The 23196-nt window shown below is 73.1% G+C and carries 20 protein-coding genes; 13 read left to right on the top strand and 7 right to left on the bottom strand.

From position 1 onward, the window contains the following. The first annotated feature begins 26 nt into the window (after window positions 1-26). Both IG99_RS26565 and IG99_RS26560 read left to right on the top strand, forming a co-directional pair. On the top strand, window positions 27-1277 hold the full coding sequence (locus IG99_RS26565) for a sensor histidine kinase (protein WP_051865902.1): 1251 nt from the start codon (window positions 27-29) through the stop codon (window positions 1275-1277). Continuing rightward, complete coding sequence (locus tag IG99_RS26560; protein ID WP_037677826.1) at window positions 1267-1911, top strand: response regulator; 645 nt, start codon at window positions 1267-1269, stop codon at window positions 1909-1911. Before IG99_RS26565 ends, IG99_RS26560 begins: the two co-directional genes overlap by 11 nt. 11 nt (window positions 1912-1922) lie before the next feature. Here the strand turns inward: IG99_RS26560 and glgX are convergent, their stop codons facing one another. Continuing rightward, a complete protein-coding gene (gene glgX, locus IG99_RS26555; protein ID WP_037677825.1) occupies window positions 1923-4169 on the bottom strand; it encodes a glycogen debranching protein GlgX in 2247 nt (748 codons plus the stop codon). Between the two features lie 175 nt (window positions 4170-4344). Between glgX and IG99_RS26550 the strand changes: the two genes are divergently transcribed. From IG99_RS26550 to IG99_RS26525, 6 genes are all read left to right on the top strand, one after another. Then, window positions 4345-5589, top strand: a complete 1245-nt coding sequence (locus IG99_RS26550; RefSeq protein WP_037677824.1) for a L,D-transpeptidase — start codon at window positions 4345-4347, stop codon at window positions 5587-5589. Between the two features lie 162 nt (window positions 5590-5751). Beyond that, window positions 5752-7011, top strand: coding sequence for a L,D-transpeptidase (locus IG99_RS26545; protein ID WP_078947911.1), 1260 nt, complete (start codon window positions 5752-5754; stop codon window positions 7009-7011). An 89-nt stretch (window positions 7012-7100) separates the two neighbouring features. Next, window positions 7101-7868 carry an enoyl-CoA hydratase/isomerase family protein gene (locus IG99_RS26540; protein WP_037677823.1) on the top strand — a complete coding sequence of 256 codons (768 nt, stop codon included), beginning with the start codon at window positions 7101-7103 and terminating at the stop codon, window positions 7866-7868. 281 nt (window positions 7869-8149) lie between these two features. Beyond that, a complete protein-coding gene (locus IG99_RS26535; protein WP_037677822.1) occupies window positions 8150-8653 on the top strand; it encodes an ATP-binding protein in 504 nt (167 codons plus the stop codon). Between the two features lie 91 nt (window positions 8654-8744). After that, window positions 8745-9530 (top strand): polysaccharide deacetylase family protein, encoded by a 786-nt coding sequence (locus IG99_RS26530; RefSeq protein WP_037677821.1) that lies wholly within the window; start codon window positions 8745-8747, stop codon window positions 9528-9530. Then, window positions 9530-10708 carry a YncE family protein gene (locus tag IG99_RS26525; RefSeq protein WP_037677820.1) on the top strand — a complete coding sequence of 393 codons (1179 nt, stop codon included), beginning with the start codon at window positions 9530-9532 and terminating at the stop codon, window positions 10706-10708. The genes IG99_RS26530 and IG99_RS26525 overlap by 1 nt, the downstream gene beginning before the upstream one ends. Before the next feature lie 7 nt (window positions 10709-10715). On the opposite strand, the gene IG99_RS26520 is transcribed toward IG99_RS26525, so the two are convergent. Further along, window positions 10716-11408, bottom strand: coding sequence for a hypothetical protein (locus IG99_RS26520; RefSeq protein ID WP_051865901.1), 693 nt, complete (start codon window positions 11406-11408; stop codon window positions 10716-10718). A 61-nt stretch (window positions 11409-11469) separates the two neighbouring features. On the opposite strand from IG99_RS26520, the gene IG99_RS26515 reads away from it, so the two are divergent. Together IG99_RS26515 and IG99_RS26510 are read left to right on the top strand one after the other, a co-directional pair. Then, entirely contained in the window at window positions 11470-12384 is a 915-nt protein-coding gene (locus IG99_RS26515; RefSeq protein ID WP_037677819.1) for a MerR family transcriptional regulator, read from the top strand. Between the two features lie 58 nt (window positions 12385-12442). After that, window positions 12443-12655 (top strand): EF-hand domain-containing protein, encoded by a 213-nt coding sequence (locus IG99_RS26510; RefSeq protein WP_037677818.1) that lies wholly within the window; start codon window positions 12443-12445, stop codon window positions 12653-12655. Between the two features lie 43 nt (window positions 12656-12698). Here IG99_RS26510 and IG99_RS26505 read toward each other — a convergent pair whose 3' ends face one another. Further along, window positions 12699-13502: an ABC transporter ATP-binding protein gene (locus IG99_RS26505; RefSeq protein WP_037677816.1), complete on the bottom strand. Its 804-nt coding sequence runs from the start codon at window positions 13500-13502 to the stop codon at window positions 12699-12701. Next, window positions 13499-15238 carry a 2-isopropylmalate synthase gene (gene leuA / locus IG99_RS26500; protein ID WP_037677814.1) on the bottom strand — a complete coding sequence of 580 codons (1740 nt, stop codon included), beginning with the start codon at window positions 15236-15238 and terminating at the stop codon, window positions 13499-13501. The genes IG99_RS26505 and leuA overlap by 4 nt, the downstream gene beginning before the upstream one ends. Before the next feature lie 342 nt (window positions 15239-15580). Between leuA and IG99_RS26495 the strand changes: the two genes are divergently transcribed. Continuing rightward, on the top strand, window positions 15581-16291 hold the full coding sequence (locus IG99_RS26495; protein ID WP_267882562.1) for an NADPH-dependent F420 reductase: 711 nt from the start codon (window positions 15581-15583) through the stop codon (window positions 16289-16291). A gap of 34 nt (window positions 16292-16325) precedes the next feature. Here IG99_RS26495 and IG99_RS26490 read toward each other — a convergent pair whose 3' ends face one another. Continuing rightward, window positions 16326-16868 carry an MOSC domain-containing protein gene (locus IG99_RS26490; RefSeq protein ID WP_037677810.1) on the bottom strand — a complete coding sequence of 181 codons (543 nt, stop codon included), beginning with the start codon at window positions 16866-16868 and terminating at the stop codon, window positions 16326-16328. A gap of 80 nt (window positions 16869-16948) precedes the next feature. Between IG99_RS26490 and amrS the strand changes: the two genes are divergently transcribed. Together amrS and IG99_RS26480 are read left to right on the top strand one after the other, a co-directional pair. Continuing rightward, window positions 16949-17980: an AmmeMemoRadiSam system radical SAM enzyme gene (gene amrS, locus IG99_RS26485; RefSeq protein ID WP_037677808.1), complete on the top strand. Its 1032-nt coding sequence runs from the start codon at window positions 16949-16951 to the stop codon at window positions 17978-17980. Next, window positions 17977-18243, top strand: coding sequence for a radical SAM-modified peptide, FtsH ternary system-associated (locus tag IG99_RS26480; RefSeq protein WP_199815600.1), 267 nt, complete (start codon window positions 17977-17979; stop codon window positions 18241-18243). Before amrS ends, IG99_RS26480 begins: the two co-directional genes overlap by 4 nt. A gap of 46 nt (window positions 18244-18289) precedes the next feature. Here the strand turns inward: IG99_RS26480 and IG99_RS48880 are convergent, their stop codons facing one another. Both IG99_RS48880 and IG99_RS26470 read right to left on the bottom strand, forming a co-directional pair. After that, complete coding sequence (locus tag IG99_RS48880) at window positions 18290-21571, bottom strand: WD40 repeat domain-containing protein (RefSeq protein ID WP_037677805.1); 3282 nt, start codon at window positions 21569-21571, stop codon at window positions 18290-18292. Further along, window positions 21568-23193: a hypothetical protein gene (locus IG99_RS26470; RefSeq protein ID WP_037677803.1), complete on the bottom strand. Its 1626-nt coding sequence runs from the start codon at window positions 23191-23193 to the stop codon at window positions 21568-21570. The genes IG99_RS48880 and IG99_RS26470 overlap by 4 nt, the downstream gene beginning before the upstream one ends. Window positions 23194-23196: the final 3 nt, after the last annotated feature.

Raw genomic sequence — 23196 nt, 5'->3', positions numbered from 1 at the left:
GCGGGCCCGTGCCGGACACTGGGGTCGTGACGAACACGGTGCCGGTGGAGGCCCGGACCCCCTTCGACAACCGGGGGCCCTACGCGCTGCTGGCCGTCGGCGTCGTCGCGGCGGCCCTCTCCGCCCGCCCGGTCGGCATGGGGCGGACCGAGATCATCGTCTCGGTGCCCCTCGTGGCCGCGGGTGCCCTTCTGCAGGTGTGGTGGGGGCGGGTGAAGCGGAGGCGGCCGGGCCCGAGCCGGACCGGTGTGTGCCTCTACCTGCTGCGCTGGGCCCTCGGGTTCGTGCTGACCTGGCTCAATCCGTTCTTCGCCTTCTACGCGGTGGCCGGCTACTACACCGCTGCCCGCGAACTGCCCCGCCGACTGGTGATGCCCGGTCTGTTCCTGACCGCGATCACCATGGCCGGCAGCGAGGTGGGCGGCATGCCGCCGCACGGCCTGGTCCTCTGGCTCGGCTTCTTCCTCGTTCTCGGCGTCAACATGGGCCTGGTCGGCGTGTTCACCCGGTTCGCCTATCAGGAGCAGGAACGCGCCTACGTCCAGGCAGAGACCATCGCCGAACTGGGGCGTACCAACGCCGCGCTGCAGCAGGCCCTCGACGAGAACGCCGCCCTGCACGCCCAACTCCTCGTACAGGCACGGGAAGCGGGCGTCGCCGACGAGCGCCGGCGGCTCGCCGCCGAGATCCACGACACCATCGCCCAGGGCCTGACCGGCATCATCGCCCAGCTCCAGGTCGTCACGAACACCCCCGACGAGAAACTGGCGCGCGAGCACGTGAGCCGTGCCGTGAACCTCGCCCGTCACAGCCTCGGCGAGGCCCGCCGCTCCGTGCACAACCTCGCCCCCGTGGCCCTGGAGCACGACGGGCTGCCCGAGGCACTGAAGAAGACGGTCGCCGAGTGGGGCGAACGGACCGGCGTGCGTGCCGGGTTCACGGTCACCGGCACGGTGGAACAGCTCCACGAGGAGGTCTCGGCGACCCTCCTGCGCATCGTCCAGGAGGCACTCTCCAATGCCGCCCGCCACGCGGCCGCCACCCGCCTCGGTGTCACCCTCAGCTTCCTGGGCGACGAGGTGATCCTCGACATCCGCGACGACGGACGGGGCTTCGACCCGCTGACCCTCCCCGAACGCACGAGCAGCGGCGGCTTCGGCCTCGACGGCATGCGCGGCCGCGCCGAACGCATCGCCGGCTCCCTCACCGTGGAGTCCGAGCCGGGACACGGCACGGCGCTGTCGGCTCGCGTACCGTTGGTGCGCCATGACAACTGAAGCGCCGATCTCCCTGCTGATCGTCGACGACCATCCCGTCGTACGCGACGGCCTGCGCGGCATGTTCGCGTCCGCGCCCGGCTTCACCGTGCTGGGCGAGGCCGCGAGCGGTGTCGAGGCCCTCGAACGGGCCGCCGCCCTCGACCCGGACGTGATCCTCATGGACCTGCGCATGCCGGCCGGCGGCGGGGTCGCGGCGATCGCCGAACTGACGCGGCGCCGCGCCCGTGCCAAGGTCCTCGTCCTCACCACGTACGACACCGACTCCGACACGCTGCCCGCGATCGAGGCGGGCGCGACCGGCTACCTGCTGAAGGACGCCCCGCGCGACGAGCTGTTCAGCGCCGTCCGCGCGGCCGCGCAGGGCCGCACGGTGCTCTCGCCGGCGATCGCCTCCCGCCTGGTCTCCGCGGTCCGCGCGCCCAGGGCCCCGGGCAACGAGCCCCTCTCCCCCCGCGAGCGGGAGGTCCTGGGACTCGTCGCCAAGGGCACGTCCAACCGGGAGATTGCCCGGGAGCTGTTCATCAGCGAGGCGACCGTGAAGACCCATCTCACCCACCTGTACGCCAAGCTGGGCGCCAAGGACCGGGCGGCCGCGGTGGCGGTGGCGTACGAGCGGGGGATCCTGGGCTGACCCGGCTCACCTCAGCCGACCACTCTCAGCAGCAGCACCGCCCGCGCCGGTACCGTCACCTCCACCCCAGCCCGGTGGATGACGGCCGGGGCCTCGGCCTGCTCCTCGCGTGAGGTGTCGACGACCACCTCGTAGCGGTCCGCCCACGGCGGGCCCGGCAGCACGAAGCTCACCGGCCGGTCCCCGGCGTGCAGCACCGTCAGGAAGCTGTCGTCCAGGATCGCCTCGCCGCGCTCGTCGCGGCCGGGGATGTCCCGTCCCGACAGGTACATCCCGAGCGTGGCCGCCGGCGCGTACCAGTCCCGTTCCGTCATCTCCGTGCCCCGCGCGGTGAACCACGCCAGGTCCCGCAGCCCGTCCGCCGAGTGCGGCCGCCCGGAGAAGAACGCCCGGCGGCGCAGCACGGGATGGCGGTGGCGCAGCGCGATCAGCCGGGAGGTGAGGTCGAACAGCGCCTTCCAGCCCGGCTCCTCGAGCAGCCCCCAGTCCACCCAGCTGATCTCGTTGTCCTGGCAGTACGCGTTGTTGTTGCCGCCCTGGGTGCGTCCCAGCTCGTCACCCGCGACCAGCATCGGGACACCGGTCGACAACAGCAGCGTGGTCAGGAGGTTCCGCAGCTGCCGTCGTCGCAGCGCCCGTACCCGCTCGTCGTCCGTCTCGCCCTCGGCCCCGCCGTTCCACGACCGGTTGTCGTCCGTGCCGTCCCGGTCGCCCTCGCCGTTGGCCTCGTTGTGCTTGCGCTCGTACGACACCAGGTCGCGCAGGGTGAAACCGTCGTGGGCGGTGACGAAGTTGACCGACGCCTGCGGGCGCCGGCCGCCCCAGGCGTACAGGTCGCTGGAGCCCGACAGCCGGTAGCCCATCTCCCGCACGTCGGGCAGCGCGTGCCGCCAGAAGTCGCGCACGGCGTTGCGGTAGCGGTCGTTCCACTCCGTCCACAGGGGCGGGAAGGCGCCCACCTGGTAGCCACCGGAGCCCACGTCCCACGGCTCGGCTATCAGCTTCACCCGCCGCAGCACCGGATCCTGCGCGATGACCGCGAGGAACGGGGAGAGCATGTCGACGTCGTGCATGGAGCGGGCCAGCGCCGCCGCCAGGTCGAAGCGGAAGCCGTCCACCCCCATTTCCGTCACCCAGTAGCGCAGCGAGTCGGTGATCAGGCGCAGCACGTGCGGCTGGACCACGTGCAGGGTGTTGCCGCAGCCCGTGTAGTCGGCGTAGCGGCGCGCGTCCGACTGGAGGCGGTAGTAGCCGCGGTTGTCGACGCCCTTCAGCGACAACGTGGGACCCAGCTCGCCCGCCTCCGCCGTGTGGTTGTAGACCACGTCGAGGACGACCTCGATGCCGGCCGCGTGCAGCGCCCGTACCATCCGCCGGAACTCGCCCACCTGCTGGCCCGTCGTCCCGGAGGCGGCGTACCCGGCGTGCGGGGCGAAGTAGCCGATCGAGTTGTAGCCCCAGTAGTTGCGCAGACCCCGGCGCAGCAGGTGGTCCTCGTGCGCGAACTGGTGCACCGGCAGCAGCTCGACCGCCGTCACGCCCAGCTTCACCAGGTGCTCGATCGCCGCCGGGTGCGCCAGACCGGCGTACGTGCCGCGCAGCTCCTCGGGTATGCCGGGGTGCCGCTTGGTGAAGCCGCGCACGTGCAGCTCGTAGATGACCGAGTCCGCCCACGGCGTCTTGGGCCGGCGGTCGTCCCTCCACTCGTCGTCGGGGGCGTCGTCGTGGACCACGACCCCCTTCGGGACGTACGGCGCCGAGTCACGGTCGTCGCGGACGGTGTCGGCCACATGCTGCTCGGGCCAGTCCCGGACGTGCCCGTACACCTCCGGCGGCAGCGCGAACTCGCCGTCCACCGCGCGCGCGTACGGGTCGAGGAGCAGTTTCGCCGGGTTCCAGCGGGCGCCGGTCCACGGGTCCCAACGGCCGTGCACCCGGTAGCCGTAGCGCTGGCCCGGCATCACACCCGGCACGAAGCCGTGCCAGATCTCGTGCGTCAGTTCGGTCAGCCGCGCCCGGGTCTCCCGCCCGTTCTCGTCGAACAGGCACAGCTCGACCGCCTCGGCCCCGCCCGCCCACAGCGCGAAGTTGGTGCCCGCGACCCCGTCCGGACCGACCCGGAACCGGGCGCCCAGTGGTGTCGACGCCCCCGGCCACACGGGCACGGCGGGCGGCGGTACGGCGCGGCGCGCGCCGTTCACGGCGAGGGCGGGGTGCCCACCCTCGGCCACCGCCTCCTGTTCGGCTGCGCTCGACACTGGTCAGCCTCCCGCGGCTCGTGGTCACGGGATGGGAAGAGGCGCGCCGCTCTGCCCCTGGTGCCGGCTCCCGAGCACCGGCGCGGCTCCCCATCACGTGGTCTTCCCACTGTTCTGCCCAGCACATGGGTCGCACTCACGTTTCCCTGGGGCGGGCCCGCTCGTTGGGGATCACGTGAGGCGAGTTCAAGGGCGCGCACGGCGCGCGAGGGCCGTGCTGGCCGCCGTAGTGACATGGGCAGGACTGCTGGCCGGGGCCGCCGGCTGCACACCGGAGCCCGCCGGGAGCGACCCGGGCGGGGGCTTCGACAAGGGGCCGGCGGCCGCGGAGGTCATCCAGGTCTCTCCTGGTGACGGCCAGAAGGGGGTACGTCCCGAGCGGGCGCTGCGCGTCCGGGCGCCCGGCGGGAGCCTGGAGTCGGTGAAGGTCGTCGCGTCGCGCGACGCGCAGGACACCCCGGTGCCCGGGCGGATCTCCGCGGACGGCACCAGCTGGGAGCCCAGGGCGAAACGGCTGGCGCTCGCCGCCCGGTACAGCGTCGACGTGGTGGCCCTGGACGACGAGGGCCGCCGCTCCGCCCGGCACACCACGTTCACGACGTATGTGCCCGACGAGCGCTTCATCGGCTACGTCAGCCCCGAGAACCGTTCCACCGTCGGCACCGGGATGATCGTCTCCCTGGAGTTCAACCGGGAGCTCACCGACCGCGCCGCCGTGGAACGCGCCGTGCGGGTCACCTCCCGGCCCGCCGTCGAGATCCGGCCGCACTGGTTCGGCACCTCCCGCCTCGACTTCCGCCCCCAGCGCTACTGGCGGCCCGGCACCAGGGTCACCGTCGCGCTGAACTTCCGGGACGTCGAGGGGGCCGAGGGCGTCTACGGGCTCCAGGAGAAGACGTTCTCCTTCACCGTCGGCCGCCACCAGTCCTCGCTCGTCGACGCGGCCAAGCACACCATGGAGGTGCGGCGGGACGGCGAGGTGCTCGCCACCGTGCCGATCACGGCGGGCGCCCCCAAGACGACCACGTACAACGGCAAGATGGTCGTCACCGAGATGTTCGAGCTGACCCGGATGAACGGTGCCACGGTCGGCTTCAAGAAGAAGGACGGCAAGGGCGAGTACGACATCCCGGACGTCCCGCACGCCATGCGGCTCACCGAATCCGGCACCTTCCTGCACGGCAACTACTGGGCGCCGGACGCCTTCGGCCGGGCCAACGTCAGCCACGGCTGCGTCGGCCTGCGGGACGTCAAGGGCGGCAGCGCGGACACGCCCGCGGGCTGGTTCTTCGACCGCAGTCTCATCGGGGACGTCATCGAGGTCGTCAACAGCAAGGACAAACAGGTCGCTCCCGACAACGGGCTCGGAGGCTGGAATATGGGTTGGAACGAATGGAAAGCGGGCAGTGCGCTGAAGTAACCCGACAGGGGGGTGGGTTGCGCGAAGTGTCTGATCAAGTTGGGACTGAACGGTGACAATCTTCGACCGTCGGGGCTCCTGACCTTGTGGTTAATATGCGGCCAGCGCGCATGGGAGGCGCGGTGTGGGCCCTGACCGGGCCCGGGGGAGGGGAGAGCGGAATTGAACGTGCGACCGATATCGGGGGCGTCGGTTGACGCGCGGGCGGACAGACGAGCGGGGCGTGGCCGCGGCAGGGGGGTGCCGGCGCTGATACTGGGCGCCCTGCTGCTCGCGGTCACCGCGTGCGGTGGGGGCGACTCGGACTCGGGATCCGGGGGGAAGGGCAAGGACAAGGACGCGGCGGCCGCGCAGAGCAAGCAGTCGGAGGCGGTCGTCACCATCGCTCCGAAGAACGGGGCCGCGTCCGTCGACACCAGCGGCGCCCTGAAGGTCAGCGCCGCCAAGGGGAAGCTGACCGAGGTCGAGGTCAAGGACGACAAGGGCGAGAAGGTCGACGGGAAGATATCCGCCGACGGAGCGGGCTGGACGCCGAGCACGCACCTGGCCGCCGCCACCACTTACAAGGTGCACGCGGTCGCGAAGGACTCCGGGGGCCGCACGGCCGCCGAGGACGCCTCCTTCACGACCCTCACGCCGAAGAACACCTTCCTCGGCACCTTCACCCCGGAGGACGGCTCCACGGTCGGGGTCGGCATGCCGTTCTCCCTGCGCTTCACCAGGGGGATCACCCACCCCGAGGACGTCGAGAAGGCCGTGAGGATCAAGACCGAGCCGGCCGTCGACGTCGAGGGCCACTGGTTCGGCAACGACCGCCTCGACTTCCGTCCCGAGAAGTACTGGAAGTCCGGCACCAAGGTCACCGTCGACCTCAACCTCGACGGCGTCGAGGGCCGGGAGGGCGTCTACGGAAAGCAGCACAAGACCGTCTCCTTCACCATCGGCCGTGAGCAGGTCTCCGTCGTCGACGTCGACAAGCTCACGATGAAGGTCCGGCGGGACGGCAAGGACTTCAAGACCATCCCCGTCACCACCGGCAAGCCCGGCATGGAGACCTGGAACGGCCAGATGGTCATCAGCGAGAAGCTCAAGGTGACCCGTATGAACGGCGAGACCGTGGGCTACGGCGGCGAGTACGACATCAAGGACGTCCCGAACGCCATGCGCCTGACCACGTCCGGCACCTTCCTGCACGGCAACTACTGGGGCGGCGACGCCTTCGGCAACTACAACGCCAGCCACGGCTGCATCGGCCTGCGCGACGTGCGCGGCGGCTACGACGGCGGCACTCCGGCGGCCTGGTTCTTCAACCACTCCATGGTCGGAGACGTGGTCGTCGTCAAGAACTCCCACGACCGCACCGTCGACCCGGACAACGGGCTCAACGGCTGGAACATGTCCTGGGAGAAGTGGAAGGCGTGAGCCTGTCCTGACGCGAGTCCGACGTGGGCGGCCCCGGTGTGAGGTAAGGCACCAGGGCCGTTCCCGTTAGCCACGGTTAACCTGCCCTCATGACCGTGAATCTCGAAGTCGCCGAAGGCGTCGGCACGCTCCGTCTCGACCGTCCGCCCATGAACGCGCTGGACATCGCCACCCAGGACCGCCTCAAGGAGCTCGCCGAGGAGGCCACGCGCCGCGACGACGTGCGCGCCGTGGTGGTCTACGGCGGCGAGAAGGTGTTCGCGGCGGGCGCGGACATCAAGGAGATGCAGGCCATGGACCACGCGGCGATGATCGTCCGCGCCCGGGCCCTGCAGGACTCCTTCACGGCCGTGGCCCGCATCCCCAAGCCGGTGGTCGCGGCCGTCACGGGTTACGCGCTGGGCGGCGGCTGCGAACTCGCCCTCTGCGCCGACTTCCGCATCGCCGCCGACAACGCCAAGCTCGGCCAGCCGGAGATCCTGCTCGGACTGATCCCCGGCGCCGGCGGCACCCAGCGCCTGTCCCGCCTGATCGGCCCCTCCAAGGCCAAGGACCTGATCTTCACCGGCCGGATGGTCAAGGCCGACGAGGCGCTGACCCTGGGCCTGGTGGACCGGGTGGTCCCGGCCGCCGAGGTCTACGAACAGGCACACGCGTGGGCGGCGAAGCTGGCGCAGGGCCCGGCCATCGCGCTGCGCGCGGCGAAGGAGGCCATCGACACGGGCCTGGAGACCGACATCGAGACGGGTCTCGCGGTCGAACGGAACTGGTTCGCGGGCCTGTTCGCCACCGAGGACCGCGAGCGCGGAATGCGCAGTTTCGTGGAGGAGGGCCCGGGCAAGGCCAAGTTCCTGTGAGTTTCTGAAAATCCGCCGATCCACTTGCAATTGACGGCGTGTCTGATCCGGGTCCCTCGATGGGGCGGTTTACGGGAACCTCAAGCCGGCCTTGAGTCCGCCTTGTCGAGGGAGTTCGACGATTGCCTCCAGCGGAGTCGTCGTCGCAGGTCGGCGGGGATTTATCCGGTCCCGAAATGCCGTCGGCACATGCCGGGAGCAGCGCGTGGAGCGGTGGCTTCCAGGGGGCGTATTCCGTCGGAACGGCCCCGGAGGGTACGCGCGACGGCCATGATGGTGGCATGGCGGGGCTGGAGGGTGTCGAACAGCCGCGGGGGCACGGGCGTGTGGCCGCGGCGCGCTGGTCGCCGGCGGTGGAGGACGAACGGGCGCTCAAGGCAATCGAGTTGTTCGGCAACCCCGCGGAGACGGAGGTCTCGCTGCCGTCCCGTCCCGAGTCGGCGGCCACGGCCCGCCGGCTCGCCCAGGTGGTCGTCCTGCGCCACTGGGGCCTGACCCCGAAGATGACGGAGGACGCGGTGTTACTCGTCTCCGAGCTCGTCGGCAACGCCGTCCGCCACACCGGCGCCCGTGCCTTCGGTCTCCGGATGCGCCGCCGTCGCGGCTGGATCAGGGTCGAGGTCCGTGACCCCTCGCGGGGGTTACCGTGTCTGATGCCGGTCCAGGAGCTCGACATCAGCGGGCGGGGGCTCTTCCTCGTCGACAAGCTGTCCGACCGGTGGGGCGTCGACCTGCTGCCGCGGGGCAAGACGACGTGGTTCGAGATGCGGGTCGCGGATCGCTGACACCGCCGGCTCCGGCGGTGGGGTGAGCGGTGGCCGGCCGACGGGCCGCCGATCGGATCAATGGCCGCAATCCCGGCGGAGCCCCCCTTAAATGGTGCGGGTGACCACGACCGACCGCCGTACGGCGCTTCGCGCGGGAGCCGGCCTCGCCGCCGCGGGCGCGCTCGCCGCGGGGTGCGCCCCGCACGGCGCCGGCGCCCACCCGCCCCCGGCCGGGACGGCCGCCCCACCTACCGGCGACCGCACCCCAGCCCCCACCCCCCGCCTGTTTCCCCAGGTAGCAGCCCAGATCACACACGGCCCCCGCGACCGCCCCCGGGTCGCCCTCACCTGCCACGGACAGGGCGACCCCGCGCTGGCCGACGCCCTCCTCACCGTCGCCGAGGCGCACGGCGCCCGGCTGACCGTCCTGGCCGTCGGCAGCTGGCTGGACGAACACCCCGGGCTCGCCCGCCGGATCCTCGACGGCGGACACGACCTCGGCAACCACACCCAGCGCCACCTCGACGTCAACGCTATGTCCGAGACGGAGGCCGAGCGGGAGATCACCGAATGCGCCCAGCGGCTGCGGCGGCTCACCGGCTCCATCGGCACCTGGTTCCGTCCCTCCCGCGCCGCCCGCGCCTCCCCGCGGGTGGAGCGGCTGGCCCGCGCCGCGGGCTACCCCCACGTCCTGTCCTACGACGTCGACTCCCTCGACTTCACCGCCCCCGGCGCCCCCGCCGTCGCCCGCAAGGTCCTCGGCGAGATCCGCAACGGGTCCGTGGTGAGCCTGCACCTCGGGTACGCGGACACGGTCGCCGCACTCCCCGCCGTACTGGAAGAACTCCACCGCCGCGGACTGCGCGCGGTGACCACCACGGAGCTGCTGAGCTGATGCACCGCCACCTCGTCAACCGCACCCTCCTCGCCGGTGCCGTCCTCCTCGCCCTCGCCGCCTGCTCCACCGAGTCCAGGGACCGGCCGCAACACGCCCCTTCCACCAAGGCGGCCGTGCCGGCACCGCCCCGGAAGAAGCAGATCGAGGGTCTGCCCGGCATGCCGCCCGTCCTCGACCCCGAGGACGTCTACGCGGCCGACCGCCCGAACCGGCTCTCCCCGGTGGTCAAGGACTTCCCGTCCCGGATCTACGTCCCCAACACCGAGTCCGACACGGTCACCGTCATCGACCCGAAGACGTACGAGATCATCGACACCCTCCACGTCGGCCGTCAGCCCCAGCACGTCGTGCCGTCCTGGGACCTGAAGACCCTGTGGGTCAACAACAACCGCGGCCACACCCTCACCCCCATCGACCCGAAGACGGGGAAGGCGGGCAAGGCGGTCGAGGTGCACGACCCGTACAACCTCTACTTCACGCCCGACGGCAGGTACGCCGTCGTCATGGCCTCCCTCGACCGCGAGCTGGTCTTCCGCGACCCGCACACCATGGAGCGCAAGAAGACCGTCCCGGTCTCCTGCTACGGCGTCAACCACGCCGACTTCTCCCTCGACGGGCGCTACTTCATCGTCTCCTGCGAGTTCAGCGGCGAGCTGCTCAAGGTCGACACCGCGAAAATGAAGGTCGTCGGCCAGCAGAAACTCCCCTTCGACGGCGCCATGCCGCAGGACGTGAAGGTCTCGCCCGACGGCAAGCGGTTCTACGTCGCCGACATGATGGCCCACGGCATGTGGGTGCTCCACGGCGACACCTTCGACAAGCCGACCCTCCTGCCCACCGGCAAGGGCGCCCACGGGCTGTACGTCAGCCGCGACTCCCACGAGATGTTCGTCTCCAACCGCGGCGAGGGCACCGTCTCCGTCTTCGACTTCACCCAGAACAAGCTGACCAAGAAGTGGCACCTGCCCCACGGCGGCAGCCCCGACATGGGCGGCGTCTCGGCCGACGGCAAGGTCCTGTGGCTGTCGGGCCGTTACAACGCCGAGGTGTACGCCATCGACACCCGCACCGGCACCCAGCTCGCCCGCATCCCCGTCGGCAGCGGCCCGCACGGCCTCGCCGTCTACCCGCAGCCGGGCCGCTACTCGCTCGGCCACACCGGCATCTTCCGCTGACCCGCGGTCAGTCGACACGCCGCCGGACGGGTGACGGTGCGCGGCCCGCCGTCACCCGACCGGAATCGTGCCTGGCGCTGAGCAGCGCCTCCGCCCCCACCGGACGGTAACCGGCCGCCAGGAACGCCCGCGTGCTGCGGGCGTTCCCCGGGGCGATCTGCGCCCACAGCGGCTCCGTGACGAGATGCCGGGCCGCCGTCACGAGCAGCCGCCCCAGCCCCCGCTGCCGTACCTCCTCGTCCACCTCCACCGAGACCTCCAGGCGGCCGCCGATCCCGCGGCCCATCACCAGCACACCGCCGTCCGTCGTCCAGGCGCGCACGTCGTCGCGCCGCCGGCGGGCGTAACCGGCACGGGAATGACCGGCGTCCTCGATCTCCTCCAGCGCGAGCGGCGGTCCACCCGGCAGTGGCGAGCCGACGAGCATCGCGTCGACGGTCTCGGACGTACGGTCCGTCCGCTCCAGGAACGCCGCCAGGAACCGCGGGTGCATGGGCGCCGCCAACGCGTCGCAGTCCGTCGCGCGCAGCGTCTCGTACACCCATGCCGGGTCCTCGTCCGTGAACACGACGGAGTGCGCGGTGAAGGCGAGGACCCCCGCGTCCCGGTGACAGGCCTGCGGTACGACGGTGACGGCGCCGTCCGCGGGCGGGAGGGCCCCGCGGGCGGCCGCGTCGAGAATGTCCCGCAAGGTCTCCATCGCAAAGCTCCCCGCGTCTCCGCTTGAGTCTCCACCCACTGGAAGGCCCAGACTCACACACATGATCGACGACGGCACCGGACTTCTCACCATCGGCGAGCTGGCGCGGGCCACCGGACTGACCGTGCGCACCATCCGCTACTGGTCCGACGAGGGCGTCCTGACCCCGGTGGCCCGCTCGGCGGGCGGCTACCGCCTGTACGACGCCGGCTCCGTGGCCCGCCTGGAGCTGATCCGCACCCTGCGGGAGCTGGGCCTCGGCCTGGGCGCCGTGCGCCGGGTGCTGGCGGGCGAGCGCACGGTCGCGGAGGTGGCGGCGGCGCACGTGGCGGCGCTGGACGCGCAGATCAGAGCGCTGAAGGTGACCCGTGCGGTGCTGTCGTCCGTGGCGCGACGCGGTTCGACCGCGGAGGAGACGACGTTGATGAACAAGCTGGCACGACTTTCGGCGGCCGAGCGGAGCCGGATCGTCGAGGACTTCATGGCGGAGGTCTTCGAGGGGCTCGACACGGCCGACCCCGACATCCGCCGCCGTCTGCGGTTCGCCCCGGCCGACCTGCCCGACGACCCCGCACCCGAGCAGGTGGACGCCTGGGTGGAGCTCGCCGAGCTGATCCAGGACCCGCAGTTCCGGGCGACCATGCGCCGGGCGGTCGAGTTCAACGCGGCGGACCGGGGACCGGACGTCCCGCCGGGCACCTCCCTGTGGTTCATGAGCCGCCTGGTCCAGCTGGCCGGCGAGGCGCTGCGCGACGGAGTCGTCCCCGAGGCGCCGGAGGCGGGCGACGTCCTGCGCGGGGTGCTCGGCGACGCGGATCCCGCTGCCGTACTGGAACGGATGGAGGCGGCCACGACCGTACAGCTCGCCCGGTACCGGGAGCTGGCGGCCGTCGTGCGGGGGCTCGAACCCCAGCCCGCCTACGAGCGGGAGTTCTCCTGGGTGGTCGCTGCGCTGCGGGCTCGGGCGGGCGGTTAATCTGGCCTGCGTCAGTACGACAGCAAGTCGCACAAACACGAGCAAAAGGGGCGGATCGGTGGCGGACATCGACGAGGCACGCAAGCAGTTCGAGCGGATCGATACGGACGGTGACGGCTTCATCACCGCGGCCGAGTTCAAGACCGCCCTGGCCCAGGCAGGTGACTGGAACGTCACCGAGACGGTCGCCGAAGCGATCATCAAGACCCGCGACCTGAACGGCGACAAGCTCCTGTCGTTCGACGAGTTCTGGGCCTACCTGAACAAGTGACACGCGACGCGAGGGGGGCGCCCGCCAGGGGCGCCCCCCTTCGTCATGCCCGGACGGTGTCCGCCCGGCGCTCGGTCCGCACGCTCCACCGTCCGCCGTGCCGCTCCAGCGCCAGCGGCAGGCCGAAGCACGCGCCGACCAGGTCACCGGTGAGAACCTCGGCCGCAGGACCCCGGGCGAGAGTGCGGCCCTCGCGCAGCAGCAGGGCGTGACCGGTGTGCGGTGGGAGTTCCTCCAGGTGGTGGGTGACCAGGACGGTCGCCAGCCGCGGATGCGCCTCGCGCAGTGCGCCCAGCGCCTCGATCAGCCGCTCCCGGCCCGGCAGGTCCAGGCCCGTCGCCGGTTCGTCGAGCAGCAGGAGTCGCGGCTGCGGCATCAGGGCGCGGGCGATCAGGGCCCGGCCGCGCTGTCCGTGCGAGAGCGTCGGCCAGCGCGCCTCCCGGTGACCGGCGAGCCCCAGCGTGTCGATCAGGTGGTCGGCCCGGTCCCGCTGCTGCGGTGTCGGCCGCCAACGCGGCAGCATCGCGATGGAGTTGGTCAACCCGGTCAGGACCACGTCACGGACGCGCAGCGGTTCGCCGAGCGGGTGACGCGGATCGACATGACCCACGTACGACCTGAGCTCGCGCACATCGACCCGGCCCAGCCTGCGGCCGAGGACGTCCACGGTGCCGCGCGTCGGGTGGATCAGGGCGCCCAGCAGGCCGAGCAGGCTCGACTTCCCGGCACCGTTGGCCCCGAGGAGCGCCCAGTGCTCGCCGGGCCGGACGGTCAGCGACACCTCCCTCAGGATCGGCCGGCCCTCCCGCACCAGGTGGACGTCCTCGGCGCGCAGGACCTCGGTCATCGCACGGCCCGGTTCACCGCGGACAGGACCGCACGGACGGATGCGGCGAGGGCCGTGGAATCCTCGGCGGCGCCCCAGGCGGTGGTGCCGTTCACCCGGCACTCGGCGTAGGCGACCGAGTCCCCGGCGACCGGGTGCTCGTGCTCGTGGTCGTGCTCGGCGAAGTCCAGGACGTCCACGGTGAAGCCGGCGCCGGCCAGCGCGTCGACGAAGGCGGTGAGGGGGCCGTTGCCGGTGCCCTCGTGGTCGCCGGTGCGGTCGCCGATCTGGAGGGTGCAGACGAAACGGTGGACCCCCGGCGCCTCCCGGTGGGCGGACCAGGCGTGCAGCTGCACCTCGCCCTCCGCCAGGTAGGCGGCCCGGAACAGCTCGTACAGCTCCTTCGGTGTCGCCTCGCGCCCGCTGCCGTCCGTGGCCTCCTGCACGACCCGCGAGAAGTCCGGCCGCATCCGCCCGGGCAGGTCCAGGCCGTGGTGCGTGCGCAGCAGGTACGCCACACCGCCCTTGCCGGACTGCGAGTTGACCCGGATCACCGCTTCGTAGGACCGGCCCACGTCGGCCGGATCGATCGGCAGGTACGGCACCTCCCACGGCGCCTGTCCGGGCGCCAACCCCAACGCGGCGGCCCGCTCGGCGTGATGCGTCAGGCCCTTGCTGATCGCGTCCTGGTGGGTGCCCGAGAAGGCCGTGTGGACCAGCTCGCCGGCGTACGGGTGCCGTGGGTGCACCGGCAGCCGGTTGCAGTGCTCCACCGTCTCCCGCACCGCGTCGATGTCGCCGAAGTCGACCATCGGGTCGACGCCCTGCGCGAAGAGGTTGAGGGCCAGCGTCACCAGGTCGACGTTGCCCGTGCGCTCCCCGTTGCCGAACAGGCAGCCCTCCACACGCTGGGCCCCGGCCAGTACGGCGAGTTCGGCGCAGGCGACTCCGGTGCCGCGGTCGTTGTGCGGGTGGACGGAGAGGATCACCGAGTCGCGGCGGGCCAGGTTGCGGTGCAGGTACTCGATCTGGTCGGCGTAGACGTTCGGCGTCGCGATCTCGACGGTCGCCGGCAGGTTGTGGGTGACCGGACGGTCGGGGCTCGCGTCCCACAGCTCCGTCAAGCCGTCGCACAGTTCGAGGACGAAGTCCGGCTCGGTGAGGTTGAAGGTCTCCGGCGAGAACTGGAAGCGGATGCCCGGCGCGTCGCCCGCGAGGCGCGCCATGTGCGTGGCCGCCTCACGCACCGTCCGCCACACCTCCCCCCGGTCCCGGCCCAGGACGACGTCCCGCCACACCGGCGAGGTCGCGATGTACAGGTGGACCACCGCCCTCGGCAGCCCCTCGACCGCCTCGAAGGTGCGGTCGATCAGCTCCCGCCGGGCCGGGGTGAACACGACCGGCGTGACGTCGTCCGGGACGGCTCCGCCGGTCACCAGGTGCCGTACGAAGTCGAAGTCCGTGCGGCTCGCGGAGGGGTAGCCGACCTCGATCTCCTTGAAGCCCATGCCGGTCAGCAGGTCGAAGAAGCGGCGCTTGCGGGGCGTGTCCATCGGCTCGGCGAGGGCCTGGTTGCCGTCGCGCAGGTCCACGGGGACCCACAGTGGGGCACGCTCGATACGGGCGGTGGGCCAGTCGCGGTCGGCCACGGGCACCTGCACGCGCTCGTGGAAGGGGCGGTAGCGGTGGTGGGGCATGGGGCTGGGGCGCTGCGGATTCCAGAGGGTCTGCGGCGCGGGTCGTGCTGGGGCCTTCATCGGCGGTCGCTGCCTTCGGCTCGGTCGGACGCTTGACCGGCAGCACGGCGACCCGCGGCGGGGTGCCGGTCGCGTCAGGCCCCGCCGCGGCAGCCGAGAAGAAGGAGACCGCAGAGCGTCATGCCGGAACGCTAACCACAGCGCAGGTCGTCGAGCAAGTGAGAATGTCTGTCAAGGTTGTTGGTTCGCGGAGAAGTTGGTGCGCCGATGCCGCTGGGCCCGGGTCGCCCCGGCCCGCTGGTCGAACGCACTGCCGAGCCGGACCAGGACCGTGGGACGAGCGCCCCGCAGAAGATTGCCCCCGATTTGGCATAGCCGGCCCCGGATGACGGTTACTCGGCCCTGGCAGCCGTACTCGGCACCACCGACCCCGGAAAGGCGAGGCAGGACATGAAGATCGGCATCATCGGTGCGGGCAACATCGGAGGGAACCTCACCCGGCGGCTCACCGCCCTCGGGCACGACGTCTCCGTGGCCAATTCCCGCGGCCCGCACACGCTCAAGGAACTGGCCGAGGAGACGGGCGCGACCCCCGTCCGGATCGAGGAGGCGGCGCGCGGTGCGGAGGTCGTCGTGATCGCCGTCCCCGAGAAGGCGCTCGAGAACCTGCCCACCGGCCTGCTGGACGGGGCGGCCGAGGGCGTCGCCGTCATCGACACCGGCAACTACTACCCGAAGCAGCGGGACGGGAAGATCCTCGCGATCGAGGTCGAGGGCCTCACCGAGAGCCGCTGGACGGAACGCGCCGTCGGCCGCCCCGTGATCAAGGCGTTCAACGGCACCTACGCCCAGGACATCCTGGAGCGCCCGCGCCCGGCCGGCGCCCCCGACCGCATCGCGCTGCCGGTGGCCGGCGACGACGAGGCGGCGAAGGCGGTCGTACGGTCCCTGATCGACGAGCTGGGCTTCGACACGGTCGACGCGGGCGGCCTCGACGACTCCTGGCGCCAGCAGCCCGACACCCCGGTCTACGGCCTGCGCGGCAATGTGGCCGAGGTGACGAAGGCCCTGGCGGAGGCGTCCCCGGAGCGCAAGCCGGAGTGGCGCGCGTAGAAACGGCAGCGTGACGGCCTCGGGCCCGGTGGGCTCAGACGATCTCCAGGGGCCGGTGCGGCCCCTCCGGCAGCTCGGCCTTCACCGGGTCCCCGGGCCGCACCACGCCGCCGTGGACGACGACGCTCATGATCCCGGCCTTGAACCGGGCCGTCCCGTCCTCGTCCCGCCCGACGACCTGCTTGAGCAGCCCCTTGCGGAAGTCGTCGATCTGGAGGCACGGGTTCCGCAGCCCGGTCACCTCGACGACCGCCTCGTCCCCGAGGTGCAGCAGGGTCCCCGCGGGCAGCCCCAGCAGGTCGATGCCGCGCGTGGTGACGTTCTCCCCGAGCTGCCCGGCCGTCACCTCGAACCCGGCCGCGCCCACCTCGGCGAACAGCTCCTCGTGGATGAGGTGCACCTGCCGCAGGTTCGGCTGTGAGGGGTCCCGCCGCACCCGGGACCGGTGCTTGACCGTCACCCCCGCGTGCGCGTCCCCCTCCACCCCGAGGCCGGCGAGCAGCGTGATGCTCTCGCGGTTGGGCTTGGTGAACGAGTACGTACCGTTGCTGCTGACCGCGCTGATTATCCCACCCATGCCGCGAGCGTACCCCGGAGATTGTCCTGACAGCCGTACACTCCCGCCACTACCCTGGCCGGAACGACGGGGGTGGCGCGGTGGCGGGGACCTGGCAGAGCGCCGACAGCGCCTTCACCCGGACCACGGACGACGGTGTCAGGTGTGTGTTGTGCCCGTTCCGGTGCCGGCTGCGGGACGGCGAGACCGGGGCCTGCAAGGTACGGCGACGGCGGGGCGGCTCCGTGCAGACCCTCACCCTCGCGACGACGGTGCGGCACCGGGACGCGGTCGAACGCAAGCCCTTCTACCACTTCAGGCCCGGCAGCACGGTGCTGACGCTGGCGCCGCCCGGCTGCTCTTTCCGCTGCGACTACTGCGTCAACCACCGGCTGTCCCAGTACGGCCGCGAGCCCGGCACCGGCCGCGGGCCGGCGTCGGAGGCGGTGGACGTGCCCGCGGTGGTGCGGGAGGCGGCCGGGGCGTCCGCGTCCGTGGGACTGTCGTACTCGGAGCCCTCCCTGGCCCCGGAGCTGACCCTGGCGCTCGCCGCCGAGGCGAGACCGGCGGGAGTGCCTCTGGTGTGGAAGAGCAACGGCTTCCTCACCCCGGAGGCCACCGACCGCCTGGCGCCCGCGCTGTCCGCCGTCAACATCGACATCAAGGCCGCCGAGGAGGAGCCGCACCGCAGACTCACCGGGGCGCCGCTGCGGCCCGTACTGGAGACGCTGCGGCGGATGCACGACCAAGGCGTCTGGGTGGAGGCGACCACACCGCTCATCCCGGGGACCAGTGCCGAGGACGCCCAGCTGGAGGCCATCGCGGGGTTCCTGGCCTCCGTCGACCCGGACATCCCCTGGCACCTGATGCGGTTCACCCCGACGTACCGCATGGACACGTATGCACCGACCGGCCCCGACCGCCTCGACCGGGCCCGGGCCATCGGCAGGGCTGCGGGGCTGCGGTACGTGTACGTGGAGCGGGCCCTGGGGGCCGAGGGGCGTACCACCTACTGCCCGGGCTGCGAGCAGGCCGTGGTCGACCGGGACATCTGGGCCCTGTCCGCCCTGCGGCTGGACGGGACGGGGCGGTGCGAGCAGTGCGGGACACACATCAAGGGGGTCTGGCGATGACGGCTTCGGACGACGTCGACAACGCTGAGCAGGAGACGGGGGAGCAGGCCGTGGGGGCGGCCTATCGGCTGGTGGACTCGTTGCCCGACCTGATCGACGCGGACGAGTACGCCCGGCACCCCGAGGGGCGGCTGGTGCGGCTGCGGCTGACCTGGTCCGCGGAGGGGGTGGAGATCCTCGGCGACGCCTTCCGTCCGGAGCTGCTGGAACGGCTGCTGGAGGGTCTCGGGCCGGACGAGATCGAGCAGATGATGTGTGGCTGAGACCGGCTGCGACCTGCTGACCGGACCGCATGTGGACGGCCGGCCGTCACAACTCCGCGAGCAGTGAGGCCAGTACGGCGGTCAGCCGTTCCGGTTCCGGATCGGGCGCCAGCGTCCAGCAGTCCCGTTCGTCCGTTGTCGTGGGCACGCCCGGGTAGTGGACCCGGACGGTGAGCAGGCCGGGCAGGCCGAGCCGACGCTGGTGCGGGTGGGTGAGCAGCACGGCGCGGGGTGTGCCGAGCGTGCCGCCCTCCAGCCGGCGCAGCGCGGCGGCCGCGCGTTCCGCCGCCCGGACGGGGTCCGGGGGCGCGGGCGGGGAGAGCTGCCACAACGCGCGCAGTTCGGCAGGGCCCGCCAGCGGCAGCGGACCGCTCAGGCCGTTCAGCTGGAGCAGCTCCACCCGGCGCCCCGCCCGCAGCAGCGCCTCGGCCAGGGCGTGGGCGCACACCCGGAGGCACGTACCGACCTGACCGTGGGCCGCCGGTCCCGTGTCCAGGACGAGGACGGCGTTGCGGGTGGCGGGCGGTGCCGCGCCCCGCCGGGTGCGGTAGAGCAGCGCTTCCTGCGTGTAGAGGGGGCCCAGCACATCGTCGGGCAGGGCCAGTTGGCTGGGCACCATGCGGTCCGGCGGACCGTGTCGCACCAGGCCGGCCGGGGCTCCGGCCGCGGTGGGCCCGGTGATCTCGTCGCCCACGGGGGACGCAGGCAGCCGCAGCCCCGGTACCGGATGGCGTCCGTCCGGTCCCGGGCCCTGCCTTCCCAGGCCCTGGGCCACTCGGTGCACCAGCCCCGGGTCCTGGCGTACGGCGTCCGGGCCGAGCAGCCGGAGGGCGGGCAGCAACCGGGTGCGGGTCCGCTCCAGCGCGGCGGCCAGGGCTCCGGCGGCGTGACCGTGCTCCGGTGCGTCCTGGGCCGCGCCGCCGAGACCGCGTTCCAGCGCGGAGCGCAGTTCCGCCGCGGGGACGGCGGAGGGCGCCGCGTACCGGGAGTCGGACGGCAACTGGGTGGCGGTGACGGCGGCCAGCGCGGGGTGCGCGGCCGGTGGCCAGTCCAGCGCGCGCAGCGCCCGCGCCGCCCGGGCGCCGTACAGCAGCTCCGTGAGGCCGGCGGGCGTACCGCCCGCGGCCGGGCCGGAGGGGTCCGCCGGGCCGGGGGCGAGCAGGGTCAGCAGCTCGGTGAGGGTGGACAGGGGGACAGCGGCGTCGGCGGCCACGGCGGCGGTGCCCAGTTCGGCGAGCCGGTGGGCGGGGAGCGGGAGCGGCGCGGACGGCGCTCGGCCTGCGGTGAGCAGCTCCCAGACGAGCGTGGTGCCACCGCCGTACGTCGTGGCGATCCGACGGCCGTCCGGGGACCAGCGCACCGACCACAACTGGCCCCGGACCCGGGGCGGTTCGAGGGTGAGCACCACCGAGGCCTCCGCCACGTCCCAGATCTGCACGGTGGACGTCGACCTGCCCGGCCCGGGCGCCGCCAGCAGGGAACCGTCCGGCGACCAGGCGAGCGCGGGCGCCCAGCCGATGCCGCCCGGCGCCCCCAGCTCGCGCTGGATCTGCCAGTCGGAGGTGTCCCAGACGACGATCGGCCCGCTGCCGGCATCACAGGTGGCGGCGAGTCTGCGGCCGTCGGGGGACCAGGCGACCCTGGTGCCGAAGGCCCTGGGCGGCAGTCTCAGGCGGGGACTGGACAGGGCGAACTCCGGCATCCGCCACAGCAGTACCTCGCCCGACGTGCCCGCCGCCAGCAGCCGACCGTCGGGCGACCAGGCGGGCCGGCCCACCCGGCCGCGCACGAACCGGCTCACCGCGGTGGTCGCGGAGGGCGGTTCCCCCAGCTCGTACAGGTAGAGGTGGGCGGGTTGCCGTCCCGGCTCGGGCACGACGAGCCGGCCACCGCCGGTGGGACACCACACCGGTGCCTGCCCCCCGGGCAACCGCGCCCGTACGGTACCCGTGGCCGCGTCCAGCACGGTGAGCTCCGCCGTCCCACGGTGCGTCGCCACGGCGAGGGCCGCCCCCGGGGAGTCGGCCCGTTCCGGATCCAGGGCCTCGGCCGAAGCCTCGATGTCGACCGCTCCACCCGCACGCGCGATGGGCAACTCGGCGGTCCAGACCGGCTCGTCGGTCCGGGGCGGCCTTGTGGGGGTGCTCCCGTTCGGCTGGGTCGTCCGTGACGGCTCCCCGGGTGCCGGTCGGCGCAGTGCCACCAGGCCAGGTCGCAGCTCGCCGGCCGAGGCACCGTCGGTGACCCAGGCGAACGCCGGCATCGGCAGGTCCCGGCCGGTGCCGAGTGGGCGCGGTGGTCCGGTGCGCAGCGCGGGTGACTCGCCCGGCTCCGGGACCCTTCGCCCCACCGAGCCGCACATGGCGGCCACCCAGCGCTGCAGCGCCGCGTCGGTGCGGCGGCCGGACGCCGGCTCCACGGTGTCGGGCAGCTCCCACAGCGCGTGGCCCGCCGTACCGTCCTGCTCGGTGCGCACCAGCAGCCGCCCCGCGGCGCAGGCGCTGAAGTCGGCCGGGAGGCGCGGGGAGCCCGGGATGTGGGCGACGGGGGAGAGTTCCCGGTCGAGGACCAGCACACCGCCGGAGCCGGCGACCGCCAGGTGGCGGCCGGTGCGGCTGAAGCCGAGGCCGTACACGGACGGGGCGTTGGCGGAGATGGCGGGGGCGGTGCCGTGGGCGTCGACCAGGTGAACGCCCTCGGCGTCCGCGAAGGCCAGGGTCCTGCGGTCCGGGGACCAGGCGACCGCGTGCAGGGCGGTGCGCCCGGAGCACGGGGTGGCGGACGGGTCCCGGCTGGTCGGGTTCCACAGCTGGAGCGCGGTCGGGGTGGCCACGCACAGCAGCCGGCCGCCCGGGTCCCACACCAGGTCGCAGACCTCGTCCCCGACGGGCAGGTGGACGGTGGCCCGCGTCCGGCGGTGATGGACGGTCACGGTGCGGGGGTCGGAGAGCAGGGCCGTGCGCAGGCCGTCCGGCGAGACGGCGGCGGCCTGCCCCGCCGTACCGCGCACCGCCGGGAGCCGGGATCGTTCGGCGCCGGTGTCGGCGTCCAGGAGATGCCCCCACCCGCCGAGGAACACCAGAACCTCACTCGCGTCGGGCGCCCACACGCCGGACGCCGTCCCGGTGTCCTGCCCGCCGCCCTCCCCTGAGGCGTCCAGCGAGGCCGACCACAGTCTGCGGCCGCTGTCGTCGACCGCTTCCACGGTGGTGCCCTCGGTGCGCAGGAAGAGGGTGCCGTCGGGGGAGAGGGAGCCGTAGTGGGCGCTGTCGGCCCGGAACCAGCGGCGTTGCGGCGCCCGGCCGTCGCTGGGCGCGGGCGAGGTCACTCCGCCTCTCCGAGCCGTAGTGCCGCCTGTTCGAAGAGCCGGCCCGCTTGCAGCGGATCCCCGGCCGTCCGGAACGCCTCCGCGGCCTCCGGGAGATGTCCCTCGGCCCGCAACCGGGCGGCCCGGGCGAGCGCGGTCGTAGGGTCCTCCTCCGCCCCTTCGGCTCCCCGCAACGCCTCGGACGCCTCGGGCGCGCCGGGCGGCGCCGTGGCGTCCCCCGGGCCGGTCCGTCCCGCCCGATCTTCCATCAGCGTCTCGAACAGCGTGAGGAGTTCGTGGGCCGTGCGGGACAGCGCGGGCGGTACGGCCGGTGGCTCCTCGGGGGCCCACAGCGTCCACACCGGTACGAGCGGGTCGAGCCGGAACTCGGACCGGCCCGCCTCCCGGCACACCACGGCGACCCCCGCCCGCAGCCCGAGCGACCGGATCCGGGCACCCGGCGGCAGCGGCGGGGTGAGCGCGTGCCCGGACTGGACGAAGCAGGCACCCGGGCCCACCCGGCGCAGCGGCACGCCGAAGGGCACGGACGCCACCCACCCCGACGCGTCGACGAGGAGGTGCGTGCCGTCCCCCAGCGCGAGGAACGCCTGCTCCGCCAACGGACGGCCCATCAGATAGCGGCGCAGCAGGGGAAGTTCGGGATCCGTGAGCAGCACCGCGTCGACCCCCGTGCCGGCCTCCGCGTCCGGCACCACCCGCAACCGTGTCCCGGGCGGCTCGGCCGCGGGGCCGGCCGCCCGCCGTACGGCAGGCGCGGGCGCGTCCAGCGGGGCCTCCACCCGCAGTGGCGCCGGAGCCCCCAGCAGTCGCAGCGCCACCGGCGGCTGCTCACCCGAGTCGCCGAGCAGCCACAACTCCCCGTCGGCGATCGCGGGCCGCAGCAACTCCTCGTCCAGCGGCGGATCGTGCCGTACGTCGAGGAGGAGTCGCGCGCAGTGGGCGGCCGGACGGCACACGGACGTACGGGGCAGCGACACCAGGGAGTGCACGAGACCGCCGGGGACCGCGCGGTCCGGAGCCTCGGGGGCCGAATGGTCGAGGGCCGGGTCCGCCGGGGCGCTCAGCAGCACCAGCAGCCGCTCCTCCTCCGTGCCGGGCCGCACCCGCGGGAACAGCGGACGCGCCGAGGCTCGTACGAGGGAGATGTCGGCCTGAGCGGACCGCGCGTGGCGCACCACGGTCCGCAGCAGGGCGGGCGCCGTCAGCACGTACAGCAGCGGGTGGCCCATGGTCGGCGGGCCGTGGGTGGGGAAGGCGGCCAACAGCTCCACCGCCGTCACCTCCGGCCAGGACCGCACCTCGCCCAGGTCGTGCGTCCGCGGGCTGTCCACCGGCACGGGCTCCCCGCCGTGCAGCGCGATCACATCGGCGGCCACCGGCCCGTGCGCGGTGGTGAGCAGCCAGTACGCCGGCGCCTCGCCCCGCGCCCCACCGGGTCCGCGGTGGCACACCCAGTCCGCCGCGCCCGCCGCGTACAGCGAACCCAGGGCCGCCAGCGTCTGGCGGGCGGAACCGAAGCGGCCGGCGCTGCGCCAGCGGTCCGCACGACTCGCCGCGGCGGTCCGCGCGGGGCGTACGTCGTCACCGGGGCGGCGCCGGGGACGGCCCAGGAAGTCGGACACGGC

It is taken from the genome of Streptomyces griseus subsp. griseus (genome assembly GCF_000720255.1).
GTDB classification, from domain to species: domain Bacteria; phylum Actinomycetota; class Actinomycetes; order Streptomycetales; family Streptomycetaceae; genus Streptomyces; species Streptomyces griseus_I.
This window is presented reverse-complemented; position numbering and strand designations above follow the sequence as displayed.

Coding starts and splice junctions, on each gene's coding strand:
- IG99_RS26560 (WP_037677826.1), top strand. CDS start 1,267: ATGACAACTGAAGCGCCGATCTCCCTGCTGATCGTCGACGACCATCCC.
- IG99_RS26540 (WP_037677823.1), top strand. CDS start 7,101: ATGACCGTGAATCTCGAAGTCGCCGAAGGCGTCGGCACGCTCCGTCTC.
- IG99_RS26535 (WP_037677822.1), top strand. CDS start 8,150: ATGGCGGGGCTGGAGGGTGTCGAACAGCCGCGGGGGCACGGGCGTGTG.
- IG99_RS26530 (WP_037677821.1), top strand. CDS start 8,745: ATGGTGCGGGTGACCACGACCGACCGCCGTACGGCGCTTCGCGCGGGA.
- IG99_RS26525 (WP_037677820.1), top strand. CDS start 9,530: ATGCACCGCCACCTCGTCAACCGCACCCTCCTCGCCGGTGCCGTCCTC.
- IG99_RS26520 (WP_051865901.1), bottom strand. CDS start 11,408: ATGGAGACCTTGCGGGACATTCTCGACGCGGCCGCCCGCGGGGCCCTC.
- IG99_RS26515 (WP_037677819.1), top strand. CDS start 11,470: ATGATCGACGACGGCACCGGACTTCTCACCATCGGCGAGCTGGCGCGG.
- IG99_RS26505 (WP_037677816.1), bottom strand. CDS start 13,502: ATGACCGAGGTCCTGCGCGCCGAGGACGTCCACCTGGTGCGGGAGGGC.
- leuA (WP_037677814.1), bottom strand. CDS start 15,238: ATGAAGGCCCCAGCACGACCCGCGCCGCAGACCCTCTGGAATCCGCAG.
- IG99_RS26490 (WP_037677810.1), bottom strand. CDS start 16,868: ATGGGTGGGATAATCAGCGCGGTCAGCAGCAACGGTACGTACTCGTTC.
- IG99_RS26480 (WP_199815600.1), top strand. CDS start 17,977: ATGACGGCTTCGGACGACGTCGACAACGCTGAGCAGGAGACGGGGGAG.